This window comes from Achromobacter sp. ES-001 (assembly GCF_019448355.1).
GTDB lineage: Bacteria > Pseudomonadota > Gammaproteobacteria > Burkholderiales > Burkholderiaceae_B > Achromobacter > Achromobacter spanius_B.
Genome location: NZ_CP079940.1, coordinates 4,834,180 through 4,849,971 on the forward strand (window position 1 = coordinate 4,834,180; position 15,792 = coordinate 4,849,971).

A 15,792-nucleotide genomic window follows, 5' to 3' on the forward strand; every position below is an offset into this window, starting at 1 on the left:
CACGCCTGCCCCGCTGGCCTGCCTTCGTGGAGTACTGGCCGCGCCCCTATCGGTCGAGGGCAAAAAAAAACCCTCGAACGAATCGAGGGTTTTCCGGGCGACGTGTCACGCTGGATGGTGACCCGACTCGCGCTGTTTCTCACGGTCAGTCTTCACGACGTTGTTGGCGACGAACAGGCCGAAACCAACAACGACGGCGAGGACGCCAAGCATTACAGCGGTTCCGAGGTCCATATCAGTCTCCTTGCTTCGTGCCGTAGAACAAACTGGCCAGAGCCAATGATAGCACCATCCCAAGGGACAGCCCAACCAACTTCACGTACAACACCCACGTTGCCGCACCCCAGTTTGTTTCAAACGCCACAGTAGCGGCACCGACACAACTGGCGATCGCAACACCCACAAAGAACTGGCCGAAGGCCTCTCTTTGCTTGCCTACGGGGTAGGTCAACGAGCGCCAAAGAGGACCAAACAGGTTCCTTTTCAGGTTGCCGAACATCTCCCGCGTGGGCGGGTGGTAGAACTCCGCCACTAGCCACATTAGGGCCAGGGGGCTGAGAATCAAAAACGCAATAAGCATCACCCCTCCTAGATACAGATAGTAACAGCCGGTGCTAGCACGAGGGTCGTGCGGTGCCGGAATCTCTCTCAGTAGCCCCAGGTCGTCTTCATGCCCCGGTGGCTTGCGCTCGGCAATAAAAAACCCGGTTCCAGAGTGGAACCGGGTTGGGGTTAGTCAATCGCCTGGAGGATCTCGCGTGCCTCAGCATGTCCGCACGCGAAGTCTCGCAAGGCCATGTACAGGTCGAGGTGGTTTTCCTGCTGGCTTTGGCACGCAAGCGCGTAGAAGCCAAAAAGGCACGCAATGATGCCCGCCGCCTCCACCGATACCTCGCCGCTATAGCCGTTCATCGCCTGCACGACGCGAACGCGCTCCTTCTGCATGGAGGGCACCATGAAGAAGCCCCCATTCGACAGCTCGAAAAACTCCCAATAGCCGCCGCGGTACTCGCTGCACAGCATTTCCATGTGGTTGTACACCTGCGCCTCGCCGATCATGAGGTACCGGAGGCCAGGCCCAAAGTACTTGGGTAGGATCGATAGTCGACGTTCCCCAGACACCTTGGTCGCCTGGATGACGTCCGTACCCTCTTCAACTGCTGCATTCATGCTCTCTCTCCAAAAGGTCCGGCGGGATGCCGGTTTGCCGAATGAAGGGATGTGGTCTGCATTCAAGGGTGGAGCCGCCGCCCATAGCTAATCCGCCCCCTAATAAACGTCTCGACGCGAGCGTCGCGGATGTACTGTATATTTATACAGTATTGGAGATCATAGTATGCCCCCCGACAAATACCCGCCCCCTCTGACGTTCGCCCAGCTCCGGGCCTTCTTCGATAGCGCTCCGACAGAAGCCGCACGGGCGTATTGTTGGGAGATTGCGCGGCTTCACGCCCAGCTCCTGGAGGCCTTCCGGGTCTATGAGTACTGCCAGGAGAAGTGGCAAGAGGCCGTGCGCAACGGCGATCAGATGGAAGTGATGCCGGGCTCGCTGCTGCTGATGGAGCACAAGTCAGCGTTACTGCGGGAACCGTGCGTACAGGCCCGACTTGATGAGCAGTGGAAAGACCGGGATAAGCCGTTCACGAGGTACTACCCGGTCAGAGATTTGGACCAGCGGCCGGACCGCGCCTGACACCTATCCAGCGGTGCGGGGTTGCAGGCACATCGAGCTCTTCCGGCCCGCGATTAGGATTGTGATTTTCGGCCAGCCGCTGCGAGCGCTTCGAGTCCAAATTGCACCAGATAGGGTGCCGGCTTTCCGTCGTCCTCGGCCAAGTAGTAGCGCATCATCCGCACAGACACCCCGAGCCGTCGCGCTGCCTCCTGTTGGCTCAGGCCCGCCTCGTCCAACAATTGCCGCAAATAGTTGGGATCCGGATTGTGCCGCTCCACGTTCGGCGGTGACACCAGCACGGCATCGTTATCTTGCTTCATACACTTTTCCTCGCAATATCACAGACCGGGATGGGCAATTGCTTGCCGCCCGCCCTACCTTCAGTCTTTTATGTCGCAGCCGCCCAAGCAATCTATCAATGCGGCGAGCAATCCGGCCAACTCGCCCGCCATTAGAGCAAAGCTCGTGTCGAACGTCTCCGCCTCATCCCGCACATCACCGGGCAGGTCCTTTTGAAGTACGTCCAAGAACCGCAGGCGGCGCAGGGTCAGATCCTCGGTCAACGTGAACGAGATTTTATCGGCCCACGTAAGCGCGAGCCGGGTGCATTGCTTGCCCTGCTCGATGTGTCGTCTAGCGTCGACGGTCTCAATCGAATGCCGCACCCAGCGAATGGCGCCATGGCCACGTCCCCGCGATCGCAGCTCTGCGTCCTGGTCAATCGAGAATCCCTCGGATGCCTCGCCTTCAAGAACCCACTGCGTCATTACCCGGCCGGGCGCGGTCTGCACTTGCAGCGGCTCGACCGCAAACGGGTCGACAGTCTTGCTGAGAAGCGACAACACTTCATCCGCGCGCTTCGATGAAGCGGTATCGACGACTACCCAGCCATTGGCACGATCAATCCACACATCGGTATCCCGCATCTGAAGGAACGCCTTCGGCAGGAGCTCCTCCAGCACACGGTCCTTGAGGTCTTTCAACTGTCTCCGGCCTGGCTTGTAGCCCTGGCGGTGCTCGATCAATGCCGCGACCTCCTTTACACGCTGCCTCACTACGGCAGCAGGCAGGAGACGCCTGGCCGTCCTCATACGAATAAGCCAATGGAGGCCCACCTCACGCACACATGTGTTGCCCACACCGGCGGGAAGCCAACCCCGCCCTTCCCGCCCGCTTTCCGGCATCGCGAAAGCCAAGCGACCGAGCTGCTCCTCCAACGCTTCGGACGAGATGGCAATGTCTTCCTGCGCTCGGTAGAGATGGGCATTTTTGAAGAACGTGCGGCTCATCGAACGCGTCCGGGCTGCGATGCATGCTGAGTCGATCTCGTATCGCGCCAAACTGCGCTGACATACCAGAAGAGCGATTGCCCGCGCCCCCATACCCGGCCGGAGGCCCGGCTGGGCTGCCGCGAGTTAGCCGCACAGATTCCGACGTCATGGAGGTCCGCCACCCTCCCCATCCATCTAAGCATGCGCCCAGGCCTGTCGTGCTCCCGGTATGCCACGTACATTGACTCCACTCCCGAGCGCTTCCACTCCATCAACAGCTCCGACAAATAGTCGTAGGTCGATCGCGCAACAAAGCGGAAACGACGCGCTTCAACCTCGCGCATGCAATGGTCGAGCGACACGTGAAGCGCCCCTCGAAGCCGTCCGATCGATGCCGCATCGCAATCGGCGTATATCAACCGCAAACTCCACATCAGAGCGAAGCCCTCGATGCGGGACAAGCGCTTTGTCGACGTCAGAACCTGCGATTGGCCTACGCCAATCAACTCCACCGCATGAATGAAATCGAAGGAGGTCCAACTTGCTTTGGTGAGTTTCACGTTTTTTCCTCCACGCACATAGAACAGCAGGTTTCGCCGGGGATGGCACTCGCGGCCCCTCAAACAGGCGAGACCCAGCAAAGAAAGGGTTGTTCCGGCCACTGAAGCGGCCCAGACTTGGGAGGCCAGCCTTCGACCAGCGCCCCCGTGTATTTGCTCAGGCAGCCCTCCGCAGCGCGGATATCGCTTCGAACGCCATCGGCGGCGGGTTCGCATTTCCCAGCATGTGCAATGCCACGGCTTGATTCGCTGGAAGGATGTAGTCCTTCCTGAAGCCCATAGCCGCTCTGTTCTCGGCAATCGTGAGCATGCGCATCCTGTCGCCGTCCACGACCGCCCAACGTGCGCGGGTGGTAACGGTGCCCAAGGGGCGATCAAGCGCGCGCCCGGTCAATCCCGACCCGGATCCGTAGTAAGGCATCACGAATCGCTCGCCAAAAGCGCGTCTCGCGTTACGAACTCGGTCGAGGGTCTTTTCCGACCGGCCAGGACGCTGCACAAGCGACCAGTTACCCGCCTCGAAGTCGATCACTTCACCGATCGCACGATGCTCGCGTTTCGGCGACTCCAGTTGGATGGGATGCCGACTGCGCGTCCCCACGATCAAAAGGCGCTTTCGATGCTGCGGCACACCGCAGTCCGCGGCGTCCCATATCATCGGTGACAACGTATAACCCAGTGCGGCCATGGCGGCGCACCATGCGGGATACAGAGCCCACTGTGCGAAGGCCGGCACGTTCTCCACCAGAACGAAAGGCGGTCGATGGCATTCGACGGCCGACACTACTGCCCATGCCGTGGCTCGCGCCGCGTCGTGATGCGGCTTGTCCTTACCCCGTGCAGGTGTGTGCCCCGTGCACGCGGGCGAGGCCATGAAAAGGTCGTGCGCCGGGGCTTTGGTCCAGTCGGCCTGGTGAACGTCCTGGCAGATATGCGCTGCGTCCGGGTGATTGGCTGCGTGTGTATCCACAGCGGAGCGCCAGTGGTTGGCGCACCAAGTGACCTTGATGCCAGCCATGCGCGCCCCCTCCGTGTTTCCGCCCATTCCTGCGAAGCAATCGATCGCGGTCTCCATGACCGTCACCTCAAACAGCGACACGCACGGAACGCACGGCATAGCCCGCAGCCTGGACCTCTGCGCGAGCGCGTTCAGCATCATCAGCGGCCGCGTCGACCCAAATGCGATGACCGACCTCAACCCGGAAGACCGCCTTGGAATCCGGTTGGCCGATTCGCGCCGCACAACCAGCGAACTCGGTCACCTTCTCGAACGGGAACAGCTGGAAAAAAGGATCTGCCAAGGCGGTGTCGCGATAGGCCATGACGGACTTAACTTGGTCCGTGTTCAAGCCCACCTCAGCCTGCAAGAACTGCGACATTTCCTCGTCACTCGAAACGTCGTTATTGCAAAGTTGATCGTTCACCCATTGGCGCTGCACATTCAACAGGGAATCCAGGCACGCGGGGGTGGTCGTCGCTGATTCGAGCATTACTTTCTCCAGGGTCGTGGCACAAACTTTACATTCTTCGTGCCATTATTTAAATCACCCTAGAATTATATAGGCAATCATTGCCTATTAAGACCATAGCCTGTAACGGACACTGCGCGGCAATAGCGCCATTGCGTGGAATGTGTACCGAACTCGCCTACGCGTATGCGGCCCAATCAGCACACCGGAAGATGCGCAAGGTGCCATGCACAATCCCAGCCGCCTCGCAGGCCCCGATATACATCTCCTGAGCCTGTTCGCGACAATCGGCCCTGAAGACCACTTCGCGGCTCAGGGAATCGCCCGAAGCAAGGTCGACGACCTTGAACCGGCACGTGCGGCGCAACCAGCCATTGGTGAGCGCCCCCGGTAAGTGCGCCGGCCCCGCCTTGCGGTCATCCATGCCGCACTCCATCACCTTCCCCAGCTTTGACGTACTCCAGGGCAGTTGTCGGCGGCGCATCGATGATGTCCTCCAGCCAGAGGTTCTGTTCGACGTACTCCAGCGCTCCGCGTAGAGAAGCGAAATCCAGAACGCTGTCATCAGCTCCATACACGAGACGGGCAAGCCGCGCCCGCCCGCTCTTCGGGGCATAACGCAGTTCCCACGCGCACGCCTCGGGCTGCGGATGGCTCACCGAGAATCGCACCCACCCTCCCTTTATCCGCTTCATGGCAGGCGCGAAGTAATTGATGGCCTTTTCCACGCGCTCGACCGCGCCTCGCTCTGCGCGGTTCAGCCCGAAGCTCAAGACGAGTTGCTTTGTGTCACTCCACGTCCCAAAGACATGAAATCCCCATGACTCGGCGATGGTGCTGAGCGCTTTGTAGAAGACCATGTTGCCCGTGCCGTCCGACCTCATCAGCGCGGCCAGATCCGGCGTACTGCCCCATTGACGCAGCTGTACCCACGCGATTTCTTCCTGCAACGCACGAACCGCCTCGCTCGCTCGATCCTCCTTTCGCTGAGCTTGTGCCGCTTCCTTCTTTGCTATGGCCAGCTTTAGTTCAGCCTGCGCCAGACGCCGCCGAAGCGAGGACATTGAACTATCCAAACTCGTTTGCAAATCGCTCTCCCAAGGTGTTGATTCGGAAGGGCGCTGAAGCGCCCTCAGTGCTCCCAGATCCCGGCGTTACACGGCTAGTCGTGCGCCCGCTGCCATTGGATATCTGAGATCGGATCGTCTCCGCGCAGTAGAGCCCGCGCGTCCCGCAGCTTTGCAAGGATCGCCCCAGTGTTGTCGTTCTCATCACGCACAAAGGCAACGCTATTGAGCAACTCGATGGCTTCGCTTATGGCGTTGTCCAGCGTTACATCATCCGAGCTTCTACGGACGTCCGAATACGCGTGAGGTGCACCGCTCATAATCTCGGCCACAGCCCTTCCTGCACCGTTGTCCTTCGGCCCATAGCCTTGTTCGCGTGCAATTCGCAGGGCGGCAGGCGCAGCCAGGACGCGCGCTGCGAGCTCGCAGCTGCTGTCGGCATGTCGCAGGTCACTAGCGAGCAGCAGGAGTGCTCGTTCGTCGGTGAGGTTGAACCCGTCCGCAACCCATTCGGGGGCCACGTCAAAACGGACGATCCAGGTATATGGTTTGATCTTGTTCATGTATGAAGCTCCTGAGCTAAGCGGAAGGCTTGGAAGCGCGATAGTCGGTCCAATCCTGATACTCGCCGGTGGGCAACTCATCGGTGACGTCGCGATCAGCCCACGCCTCGAACGCCGCGCGGCTGACGATGGGGTACCGACTGCCGCACCTCACGGCAGGCCCGTCGTACTGCACTTGCCCAACGGATCCGATCCACTGAACCGTGCGATCGTTTACCAGTCCGTCACTTTCGGCGGGCCGCTTTGCGCGGTAGGTGCGCCCAACTTTTACGTCCATGGTCATTCCTTCTCTATCACGCCTGGTTGTCCGGGCCGGGAGCCCGCTGCATGGCCACCTTGCGGTCGTAATGTCCGGCCAACTCGCCACAACGGCCGTGCCAGGAAGACTCGCCTTCGCTGGCAGCATTGCGCAGATGATGAGCCGCCTCCTTCCATTCACCGGCCGCGACGGCCTTCCATACCAACTTCATTCGCGTGATCTGGTCGTCGGGGCAGGACATCAAAAGCTCGTATGCGGTAGACATGGCCATTCCTTTAAAGCTGAGCTTGACGACGAGGCGACGGGACGGGCACGAGCGAGCCGAAGTCATCCATGATCCCAGGCAGACAATCGCCTTGAGTTTCCCGGGACACGGTCGCCCATGCCAGCCAATACCGACGGTCACGATTGAGCCGGTCGCCGAACATTCCGCCGGGCACGTCCTCGCGGTAGGTGCCGCCTATACGGTCCTCGGTCTCGATCCTGCTTCCTCCATCGCTCCTCTGCTCACCTTCGTCCTCTACCAACAACGACCAGCCGTCCATGTCAAACGAAAGCTCCACGCGTTCGCCATGCTGATTCTGGACGCCCACGAAGGTGTGCATTTTGATGAGCGCCTCTACATCCTCGTCCGGGATGTTCGCGCTTTGGTACATCAGACCGTCTGGATAACGCGTGGTCTGTACCACTACCGGCTCGCCATCGACGAACCAACGACCGTTACTGCCTTTTTCGATCACCATGATTTTTCCTTTCTGCCAATGCCGCTAGAAGCGGTCACAAACGCCTTGGCGCCCGAAGGGCATGCTATTTGTCGTAGACGCTATTCAGGTGGCCCGCGTACTCGCGCATGCTCTGCGCGAGCAGACGACGGCCGTCGTCGTCTCCCCGGGGGGAAGACGCATCGGCGCACATCGCGCACGCCAGCGCGAAAGCGCTGACCGCATCCGCCGCTGCATCGAGCTTCTTGGCAGCGACTAAGGCCGCCTTCTTGCGCGCCGCGACGGCGCGGCCGTCGGCTTTATCTGAGTTCATAGTCAGCCCTGTGGAATTCGGATGTCGCTGCGAATGGAGTCGTAGACCCCGACGACGAGCTCTGCGCGGAAGGCCTTGGCGCGATCGCTCTGGCCGTCGCGCAGCTCCTCTAGAAGCGCGCTGGTGTGATCTCGCCACGCGACCACGCCAGCGCGTATGTACTCCTCTTGTTCCGCAGCGCTCATCACGTCGGGGATCTTTCCGCTTTCCGTATGGCGGACGTGATTTGCGCAGAGGAACGCCACAAGGTGATGCAGGGCGTTCGCATCGAGGCCAAACTGCGACGCCATCTTCTGGACTTCTGCGTTCCGGTCCATCAGGCTTGCTCTCGTTCGTCGTAGGCTGCGCGCAGCGCGTCATAGCAAACAGCAAAGCGAGACGCGGCACGACCGCATGCGTCCGGAAACTCTTCCCCGGTGGCCACACGCTCGATCAACTCGGCCAGCGCGGCGTCCAAACCGCCGCCCATGGCGGTTCCCGGGAGCGGCAAGCCGCAGCTTGCAGCGTATTCATGAGCCGGCACGCGCGCGACCACCGGAAACTCAGCCGCGCCCCACTGGCGCGGGTCGTTATCCGCAGCGAACTTGTCGGCTTGGCTCTTCGTAGCGAAACCATCGCTGACCTTTGCAACTTCGACCGGCGGGAGGCTGCCGACCTGGCGGGTATGCGCCGGGACGGTCACCACAAACACGGGCTTGTTTCGCATCTTGCGAAGTGTCGAGATAAGGATCATGGCGGATACTCCTATGGGCGGGATTCCAGCGGGCGGCACACAGGCAACCCGGCGAAAATTAACATTTGTCGATGGTTTATTTAAACCACTCAGACATTATATAGGCACCCATTGCCTACCATGACCGCAAAGTGTTACTTACCCCCGCACGCGGTTGGGACTGGCCGCCGCCTTTCCTTTTGCGCGGTGCCGTACCCGTGACGACAATGGGGCGAATTTGCTCGTGGGCACGTCAAGCCGCACACGTACCCACCGGGCAAGAGGAAAAGGGGTCGACGGCGGCAGGCTCTGTCGGGGGCACCTCCGCCCCCGCGCCATCACATCAAGCAGAGCAAGAGATCAGAGTTTTGCTCTTCTTCCTTGCGCGGCGCTGCGCAATCCTCGCGCGTGGCATCCTCCACTTGGCGCGGAGAATCCTCTTCCTCCTCGTCGAAGTCGCCCTCTTCATCGTCGTCCGGATAGTCCTCGCCGTCGTCCTCGTCGGATGCGCTCTCGGCGATTGCACGCGAAAGGCTGTAGGAGCCGGTGTCGTCAAAGAAGACCAAAGCTCCGTCGAGAACGCATTTGACGCCCCTTACGCTGACGACAAGGCCGCGCCGATCGCCCCTCTCCAGCGCCCCCGAATCCCAGGCACGGCATTGCTCCTCATAGGTGAAGGTCTCGCCTTGCCATTGCGACAGCGGCACGAATGACCATCCCTCGCATTCGCTGTATTCCCCGCAATGGAACATCCCGTCGTTGACGTACCCTCGCCCGCCGTAGTTGAAAGTCGCCACGCCCGCCGGCCCCTTCGGGCTGTAGGCGATTTTGTCCGCGCTATACGCGGGGGCCCATATCTGCATGGGCACTTTGTGGCGTTGAAGGTGGTCGCGGTAGCTATCAAGGAAGACCAAAGCGCGTCCCATGTGGAACACCAGTTCATGGCGAGTCTCGCCCCAGCGGGTTAGCACAAGGCTGCCAAATCCATCGCAATGCAGCGCCGTGGTGCTGTAGTGCCCTGCAAAGCGGCTTTTCGCGCACTGGCGGGGGTGCGCCCCCGGCTGCGCCATCACCGCGCGACAATGCTCTTCGAAGGCGGCTATCGCATCTTCTGTCGCGTCCAGGGGGATTGCTGGCGAGCGATCACGGCACAGGAGGCCGAACACAGCGTCTTCGCAGCGAAGCTCCCTTAGCAGGCAATCCACCCCTTCTGCGCACATCGCGCGGACCGCCAGCGGCATGTGATCGAACCCCCGCGCGACGACCTGCTCCAGCCGCACAATCGCATCTTCCCGGGGCAGCACTTCCCCCAACCATGTTCCGGGAGCGGCCGCGCGAAAGACTTCCTCGGCGGCTCCAAGATCAAAACCCAATTGCGACATATGACCTCCAGGTGAGTTGCATCTGTTCGGCGTAGCTCGCCGGTACAGTGAAATGATATAGGCAACTATTGCCTACCTGGATACTCGTTTGTTACCCGGCGTTCGGTCAATGTGCATAGCGCAAAGCGCATTGCTGTTTGCGCTATGAGTAGGTCCGCCGCTATGCACTGAGCCGGGATAGGAACGCATCCAGCGCTTGCACTGCGTTGACGGCCATGCCGCGATGGACTCGTCCGTCGTTCATACGAGCCGCGATCGCCTTCGCCATATCCCGCGCGAACCGGGTGGCATAGGGAGGCAACACTTCACGCGGTCGGCAGACGCATTCATCGGTCACGTCGAACGCATACGAGCGACCGGCGCATTGCACGATGTAGGCCAGCTGGGTGCCCGTACTGAGAATGTGGCGGCGCACGCGCAACGCCTCCACCCGCGCGTCATCGAGAGAACATGCCTTTGCCATGATTCTTCCCACCGCATGAGCACTCGCAGCGCATGACCTTTCCTCGCGCGGTCATGCACCGCGCATCGCATTCATGGCGCGACGGGAAAGCCTTGTATTCGATCATGCGGGTTACCGGCAGCGGATCACCGCCCCCGGCGACGGGATATGCAACCCGCATCGAGAAGCCGTCATAACGGATCCCCTTGACGCCCGGAAACTTGGCTGCGAACTCGGCATTGGGCATGCCGAACATTCCGCGTCCTTGCAACGCGACAGTATCCGCGCCCTGGTCGCAGAAGTACCTGATATTGGCCATGAAAACACCCTCACTATATATAGGCAACCATTGCCTATTATGAGGATCCTCACGGCCATTGTCCGCCAGCGCTTGTAACTATCCGCCTCGCACGGGGAGACGCGTGAGCATGAGGGCATATACCCTCTGCTGGACCATCCTGGACACCGAAGCGCCCCCCGGCGCGAATCGACCAGACTCTTCTTTTGCCCAGGCCTTGATCTTCGCTCTCGCCGCGGCCTCGGTACCGACTAAGCGGACAAGAACGTCAAAAAGCAGTTTGTCCATGGACACAAAGCTCGGCCTGGTGCCAGCGCTGCCGCCCCCTGCGGCCACCGCAGCCGTGCGCTGGTACTTGATGCGCACGAAGCCCTCCTTCTCCTGTGCTGTCGTCGCGCTCATTAATGCCCTCCATTTCCAGCATTGACGCCCGCTCGTTCGAGGTGGGCGCGAGCCTGCGCCAGGCTCGCACTCGCTTGGTCGAGCGTTTGCCCGGGGTTTGAAGCAGAGGATTTGATCGGGGCTTTGGGGCGGGCTTGAAGGAGCCCGTCAAGCTCCTCAAACAGGCTGCCCTGGCGCGGATTAGCGACCGCCCAGTTCACCGTGTGCATGGCACGCGTGATCGCAACGTAGACCAGCCTGCGCGCTTCGTCTCGCTGCGATTGGTCGTAGTCGCCCAATCCCGCCAGCTTATACAACTGGGTGCGAATGGGATGTGGAGCAGGAGCGGAAACGTCGCCCAGTATCGCGGCATGCTCGGCCTCCAGGCCCTTCGCACCATGAATGGTGAGGTACTGGCAACGTGGGGTCCGGGGCTTGACTTTATCGAGGACCGTGTTCGTTCTCGCCATCACCATACCGTCCGCCCCCAGCCCAGCGAGAGCGCGATAATCCGCAGCGTCGTCGACTTTTGTCAGGCTGACGGGTATGCCGAAGTCTTTGGCCGGGCCTTTGGCGACCGCCGGCGGCTTGCTCAGTTTGTAAGCGACGCGATCAAGCATCATCTCGGCAGTCTGAACGATTTCCGAGGATGAACGATAGTTCGCCAACAACACAAGCTGGCTCGGCTCGAACCCTGGCGAGAAGTACTTTGCGAAGTCGATGAAGAAGTTGGGCGACGCTCCACGCCATCCATAAATCGATTGGTAATCGTCGCCCACGACCATGAACGAGCTGGGCAGCTTCGGATTCGAACTCCGGTCGGCCGCCAGCTGTCGATCGCGGAGAGCGCGGATCCACTTCACGAAATTCAAGGAGATGTCCTGAAACTCGTCGATCAAAAGATGACGGGAGTTACGCAAGGCGTCGGCTGGCAGCCGTGCCATGCCTGCGGCGCCCCCAAGCTGCGCAAACACCTCGCCGGTCGTCGTCATGCCGTTCGCGTGAACTTCCTCCATAAATGCGGGCCAGAAACGGGCCAGCCCCTCCACGAACAGCCTGTCCACGCCTTTGAGCGCGGGCGCGATTTTGACGCAGGCCTTTGCGACATCGAGTCCGAGGCATTGAATGAACTGAGCCTCTGCCCAGAATGCCTCCAACACCCAGCGGGGCAGGAATTCGCCTTCAAGCTGCACCTGGAACTGTGGAAAGCCGTGGAACGCCCCTAGGGAGTATCGGACTTGCTCGGCGAGGTGCGCCAGCTGAGAGGGTTCTGAGATCCAGATAATCGGCATCGTCGCCGGGATGTCTTGCAGATACCCGACCTTAAAGGCGGACGTCACAGCCATGATCATCGTGTCGCCCCCCGTTGAGAACCGTCGGGGCGGCTCAAGCTCGGCCACTTCCCGGGGTATACCGAGGATTACGCGCGGTGCCGGCTGGCCCGGGGCCGCCAGGCTCGGGACAGTAGCGTTGGAATACCACGGACCGGCGGCCGGATTTGCTCGGGCATATGCTGGGTTGCTACCCAAGTAAAACGGTTCGACCTTGAACGCAATTCCGCTTGCTTCGAGCTCGGAGCGGTATTTCTCGCACCATAGTTCGTAAATTTCTTGCGTCCTGGCCTCATCGCGCGCTTGATTGAGCTTGACACGCGGCACCCGCTTTTCAGCCTCTCCGGCCCTGGGCTGTGCGAACAGAAAGGCCCTTTCAAGCCCGATGACCGCCTGTTTGAAGGCCGGGTCGGCACCCAGCAACTTGCCGCCCACCTCACGCAAAATCTCGGGCAAAACCGGCAGTTCGTCGAGCTTGGCGATTTGTGCGAACGGCGTGTCTGGCGAGTCCTCGTCATCATCTTCAGTTGGCGCCCCCGGTTCGCCGGCGTCGTCCAGCGTGTGCGGGTCTTTGGCAGGGGATTTTTTCGGAATCCGGTCCGCGGTGTTGACGTTCAGGCCTGCCGCCCGCGCCTGGCGGAACGCGAGCGAGTGAAAGGTGCGTACCCTCGCTTTGATCAGCCGCTTGCTGATGGTTGGCTCAAAAAGCTGGGCATTAGAAAGCAGCTTTTTGATGAAATCGTCTCGTGACTTGTTCGTGAATGTGACGACCGTAATCTCGTCCCAGGCCGCCCCCAGGTAATAGCGAAGCACGATGACGCGTAGCGCAAGTGTCGTCGACTTCCCAGAGCCAGCACCGGCCGCCACGCGCACGCACGTCGACGGCGTAAGGATCATCTTCCATTGCTCATCCGAGGGGAGGGCTCGGCCTGCTTGTTCGAGTCGGTGACTGAGTTCAGCCCGTATTTCGCGCTGCCTCTCGGCTGCCAACAAGCTCGGGGGTGGCGGCGGCGGAGGAGGAGGCACCACAGGAGCGACGATCGGCTTAGGCGCCCGTCCGCCCCGCTCCCCTCCCAAACTCCCGGCCAAAGGTTGCGCTCGCGGCGCAGTTCGCTTTTCGACCCGCTTAGGAGCTTTCCTGGCACGCCCCTTCCAAAGGTATGCGCCCCCGGCGCCAATAGCCGCAAGGGCAAGCGCAGCAGCGCTGAGTTCCAACCAAATCAACATTGCCTCCCGAAAACCCAGCGGGTTATTGCTGGGTTGTTTTGATGTCCAAATGGGCCGCCTCGCCCACGTCCGATCCTTCAGGCGCTACGCGCGCCCCCTCGTAAAAAACCCGGCGGGTTTTGTTTGGGTTTCGCCTGGGTATCCGTCTGGATACCTACTCCAAACCCGCAGGAACACCGGCTTCCCGCGTTCCAATCATTACCTCCTCCGGCCTTGCGTAAAAAACCCAGTGGGTTTCGAAAACTATCCCAGCGGCTTTCACGATTGCGCCAGAGGCCAATCAAGCGCCCTCCTCCATGCCTCTTCCCGCTTCAAATACCCCACCAAAAACCCAGCAAAAACCCAGCCGGTTTGTCCTGGGATAGCGGCAGGTTGAATCCGGGTTTTTGCTGGAATCCGAGATCGAACCCGAGGCAAAGCTCCCAATCCCATTACCAATCCCAATCCCATCCCTTGACTGGCTACGCCAGTGTCAACGTCGCTTCGCGCCGTCGACATGCCCGTGATGCTGATGGACCGCCAAACCCCGACCAAACCCCCGCTCAAACGGCCCGCCAAAGCGGATAACGCAGGCCTGGCGGGGCGTTCCGCGCACAGCCAAGGGGTTGCATACCCCCTTCCCCGACGACGCCTTAAATCGATTTCGATGCACAAACAATTGTCGCCAACCCGCGTAAGTGCAAAACAGGGAGCACCGGGCAAAAAAAGCAGGTCCAGAGCCGAGAGAAATCTTTTCCCCTTGCCGGGCAAGGGAAACCCGACCACAGGACGCCCAAAAGCACATTTGCGCAATGAAGCCGGTTGACCCGGGGTAGGTATAACCTATTATCCCTATGGGGCCAAGACGAGCGGGCGCGACTAAGCGTTTGGACTGTGCAATCCAAAACGGGAATTTCTTGGGAAGACAGGAGAGGAGCAAGGGGCGGAAGGTATCGCCACTGCCGAGGCACGATCCAATCCGGCAACGCCGGATCCCACTAGCGGCGGGACCCACGCCCAGGGATGCCACTGTGACGCCTAGCCGCTTGAAGGCCGTTAACAGACGACAATGGTCAATGGTGGATAGCCAGATGACTGCTGGCACAGCATAACGTATAGGGCCGCCAAGCTGAAGGGAAAGCCAAAACCCCTGGCCAGGCCAGTAGAGCCGTGACAGTAGGCTGTAGGCATGTAGCTGTGTCCGGCTGCACGCTCCTAACCCCGTCAAGGAGCTTCGCCACTGAGTGGTGCCTTTGTGTGGGGATATGGGTAGCTCTAGCGTTCGGCACATGGGTAGAGAATGCCTGCGCTGTGTGTATGGACGTCGCGTAGTTGGGAGTCAGCGTAGCCAAGCATCCGTACGAGCGCATGCGCTACGCGGCAGAGAACACTGAAGGATCGACCATCAGAGCCAAGGCCCTTTGACCGCCTCGCAGAGGCGGGTATTTGCCAGGGAATTTGCTAGGGGATTTGAAGTGGTGAAATCTGGAGAGAACTCTGGCGCCGTTGACCAGCACGACGAGGACAGGCCGGCTAGCTACTGATGCACCGTTGGCATCACCTCAGACCTCGCCTTTTGACTGGGGATTTGCTGCGGGACGCTGGATCTTATCCAGCATGGACTCCATTTCGTCGAGCCAATGCAATGTGGCTGGCAACAACCCGCCAACTCCAGAGGAGAAGCGTTGCAGCAATGTTCCAATCCTCGCTCGCTTGTCGAGTAATCGATCGATCTCCTGACATACCTTGGACACCGCTTCTGAATTGGCCTCGAAGTCCTTGGACCGGCGCCGGCTTCGGGAAGCAGTCCCTTTCCGCAAAGCGACCGACCACCAAACGCTCTCGTTGTTCTTGCGCAGCCATTTAACAACCTGGGGAGTCAACGTCCTTCTATCCTCGCCCTCCCCCCTGACACCCACGAGTCGCCATTCGACGCGTAGCTTCCCGGGCAACGCCGGCTGCAAGGCGTCCAGCAGTTGGTCCAGCCTGCGCAGGGCATCATCTATGCGGACGATCACTTGTCTCATGTCTTCGACCCGCTGCGCAGCGTTGTCGGCGGCTGTTCGGTACGTATTCATCTGGCGGACCCTCGGGTCCCTACTAGGTTAAGCAAACTGTGACCCCCTCGTTCCCGTACTAGG

23 protein-coding genes are annotated in these 15,792 nt (G+C 60.4%); 1 reads left to right on the top strand and 22 read right to left on the bottom strand.

Translation table 11 applies throughout. The features are described 5' to 3' along the window. Positions 1-105: 105 nt before the first annotated feature. The 3 genes from KYT87_RS29905 to KYT87_RS21935 all read right to left on the bottom strand — a co-directional run bounded on the left by KYT87_RS29905 (position 106) and on the right by KYT87_RS21935 (position 1,170). Entirely contained in the window at positions 106-234 is a 129-nt protein-coding gene (locus KYT87_RS29905; protein ID WP_255593432.1) for a hypothetical protein, read from the bottom strand. A gap of 1 nt (position 235) precedes the next feature. Then, a complete protein-coding gene (locus tag KYT87_RS21930) occupies positions 236-580 on the bottom strand; it encodes a hypothetical protein (protein WP_054470961.1) in 345 nt (114 codons plus the stop codon). Between the two features lie 152 nt (positions 581-732). Next, positions 733-1,170, bottom strand: a complete 438-nt coding sequence (locus KYT87_RS21935; RefSeq protein ID WP_175155052.1) for an antirestriction protein — start codon at positions 1,168-1,170, stop codon at positions 733-735. 166 nt (positions 1,171-1,336) lie between these two features. On the opposite strand from KYT87_RS21935, the gene KYT87_RS21940 reads away from it, so the two are divergent. Next, positions 1,337-1,693, top strand: a complete 357-nt coding sequence (locus KYT87_RS21940; protein WP_054470960.1) for a hypothetical protein — start codon at positions 1,337-1,339, stop codon at positions 1,691-1,693. Between the two features lie 53 nt (positions 1,694-1,746). Here KYT87_RS21940 and KYT87_RS21945 read toward each other — a convergent pair whose 3' ends face one another. From KYT87_RS21945 to KYT87_RS22035, 19 genes are all read right to left on the bottom strand, one after another. Next, positions 1,747-1,995: a helix-turn-helix domain-containing protein gene (locus KYT87_RS21945; protein WP_063589044.1), complete on the bottom strand. Its 249-nt coding sequence runs from the start codon at positions 1,993-1,995 to the stop codon at positions 1,747-1,749. A gap of 60 nt (positions 1,996-2,055) precedes the next feature. Beyond that, positions 2,056-2,964 carry a recombination-associated protein RdgC gene (locus KYT87_RS21950; RefSeq protein WP_175155053.1) on the bottom strand — a complete coding sequence of 303 codons (909 nt, stop codon included), beginning with the start codon at positions 2,962-2,964 and terminating at the stop codon, positions 2,056-2,058. Then, on the bottom strand, positions 2,961-3,506 hold the full coding sequence (locus KYT87_RS21955) for a hypothetical protein (protein WP_219990841.1): 546 nt from the start codon (positions 3,504-3,506) through the stop codon (positions 2,961-2,963). The genes KYT87_RS21950 and KYT87_RS21955 overlap by 4 nt, the downstream gene beginning before the upstream one ends. A gap of 157 nt (positions 3,507-3,663) precedes the next feature. Continuing rightward, positions 3,664-4,581 carry a DNA cytosine methyltransferase gene (locus tag KYT87_RS21960; protein WP_175155055.1) on the bottom strand — a complete coding sequence of 306 codons (918 nt, stop codon included), beginning with the start codon at positions 4,579-4,581 and terminating at the stop codon, positions 3,664-3,666. 10 nt (positions 4,582-4,591) lie between these two features. After that, positions 4,592-4,996 carry a hypothetical protein gene (locus KYT87_RS21965; RefSeq protein WP_063589041.1) on the bottom strand — a complete coding sequence of 135 codons (405 nt, stop codon included), beginning with the start codon at positions 4,994-4,996 and terminating at the stop codon, positions 4,592-4,594. Between the two features lie 157 nt (positions 4,997-5,153). Further along, entirely contained in the window at positions 5,154-5,399 is a 246-nt protein-coding gene (locus KYT87_RS21970) for a hypothetical protein (protein ID WP_175155056.1), read from the bottom strand. Further along, positions 5,392-6,039: a hypothetical protein gene (locus KYT87_RS21975; RefSeq protein ID WP_175154745.1), complete on the bottom strand. Its 648-nt coding sequence runs from the start codon at positions 6,037-6,039 to the stop codon at positions 5,392-5,394. Before KYT87_RS21975 ends, KYT87_RS21970 begins: the two co-directional genes overlap by 8 nt. A gap of 98 nt (positions 6,040-6,137) precedes the next feature. Continuing rightward, positions 6,138-6,605, bottom strand: a complete 468-nt coding sequence (locus KYT87_RS21980; protein WP_175154742.1) for a hypothetical protein — start codon at positions 6,603-6,605, stop codon at positions 6,138-6,140. A 16-nt stretch (positions 6,606-6,621) separates the two neighbouring features. Further along, positions 6,622-6,888 carry a hypothetical protein gene (locus KYT87_RS21985; RefSeq protein WP_219990842.1) on the bottom strand — a complete coding sequence of 89 codons (267 nt, stop codon included), beginning with the start codon at positions 6,886-6,888 and terminating at the stop codon, positions 6,622-6,624. A 10-nt stretch (positions 6,889-6,898) separates the two neighbouring features. Continuing rightward, the gene (locus KYT87_RS21990) at positions 6,899-7,129 is read right to left on the bottom strand and encodes a hypothetical protein (RefSeq protein ID WP_175155008.1); all 231 of its coding nucleotides are present in this window, start codon (positions 7,127-7,129) and stop codon (positions 6,899-6,901) included. Positions 7,130-7,139: 10 nt separating this feature from the next. Beyond that, complete coding sequence (locus KYT87_RS21995) at positions 7,140-7,607, bottom strand: hypothetical protein (RefSeq protein WP_219990843.1); 468 nt, start codon at positions 7,605-7,607, stop codon at positions 7,140-7,142. A 64-nt stretch (positions 7,608-7,671) separates the two neighbouring features. Further along, a complete protein-coding gene (locus KYT87_RS22000; protein ID WP_175154739.1) occupies positions 7,672-7,899 on the bottom strand; it encodes a hypothetical protein in 228 nt (75 codons plus the stop codon). 2 nt (positions 7,900-7,901) lie between these two features. Then, positions 7,902-8,216, bottom strand: coding sequence for a hypothetical protein (locus tag KYT87_RS22005; protein ID WP_175155059.1), 315 nt, complete (start codon positions 8,214-8,216; stop codon positions 7,902-7,904). Beyond that, complete coding sequence (locus KYT87_RS22010; protein WP_063589032.1) at positions 8,216-8,632, bottom strand: hypothetical protein; 417 nt, start codon at positions 8,630-8,632, stop codon at positions 8,216-8,218. Before KYT87_RS22010 ends, KYT87_RS22005 begins: the two co-directional genes overlap by 1 nt. A gap of 317 nt (positions 8,633-8,949) precedes the next feature. Next, on the bottom strand, positions 8,950-9,993 hold the full coding sequence (locus KYT87_RS22015; RefSeq protein WP_175155060.1) for a hypothetical protein: 1,044 nt from the start codon (positions 9,991-9,993) through the stop codon (positions 8,950-8,952). 160 nt (positions 9,994-10,153) lie between these two features. Continuing rightward, complete coding sequence (locus KYT87_RS22020) at positions 10,154-10,456, bottom strand: hypothetical protein (protein WP_156517918.1); 303 nt, start codon at positions 10,454-10,456, stop codon at positions 10,154-10,156. Then, positions 10,431-10,754 carry a hypothetical protein gene (locus tag KYT87_RS22025; RefSeq protein ID WP_082886916.1) on the bottom strand — a complete coding sequence of 108 codons (324 nt, stop codon included), beginning with the start codon at positions 10,752-10,754 and terminating at the stop codon, positions 10,431-10,433. The genes KYT87_RS22020 and KYT87_RS22025 overlap by 26 nt, the downstream gene beginning before the upstream one ends. Positions 10,755-11,134: 380 nt before the next feature. Further along, entirely contained in the window at positions 11,135-13,342 is a 2,208-nt protein-coding gene (locus KYT87_RS22030; RefSeq protein WP_219990844.1) for a UvrD-helicase domain-containing protein, read from the bottom strand. A 1,871-nt stretch (positions 13,343-15,213) separates the two neighbouring features. Continuing rightward, the gene (locus KYT87_RS22035) at positions 15,214-15,729 is read right to left on the bottom strand and encodes a hypothetical protein (protein ID WP_063589027.1); all 516 of its coding nucleotides are present in this window, start codon (positions 15,727-15,729) and stop codon (positions 15,214-15,216) included. Positions 15,730-15,792 lie beyond the last annotated feature (63 nt).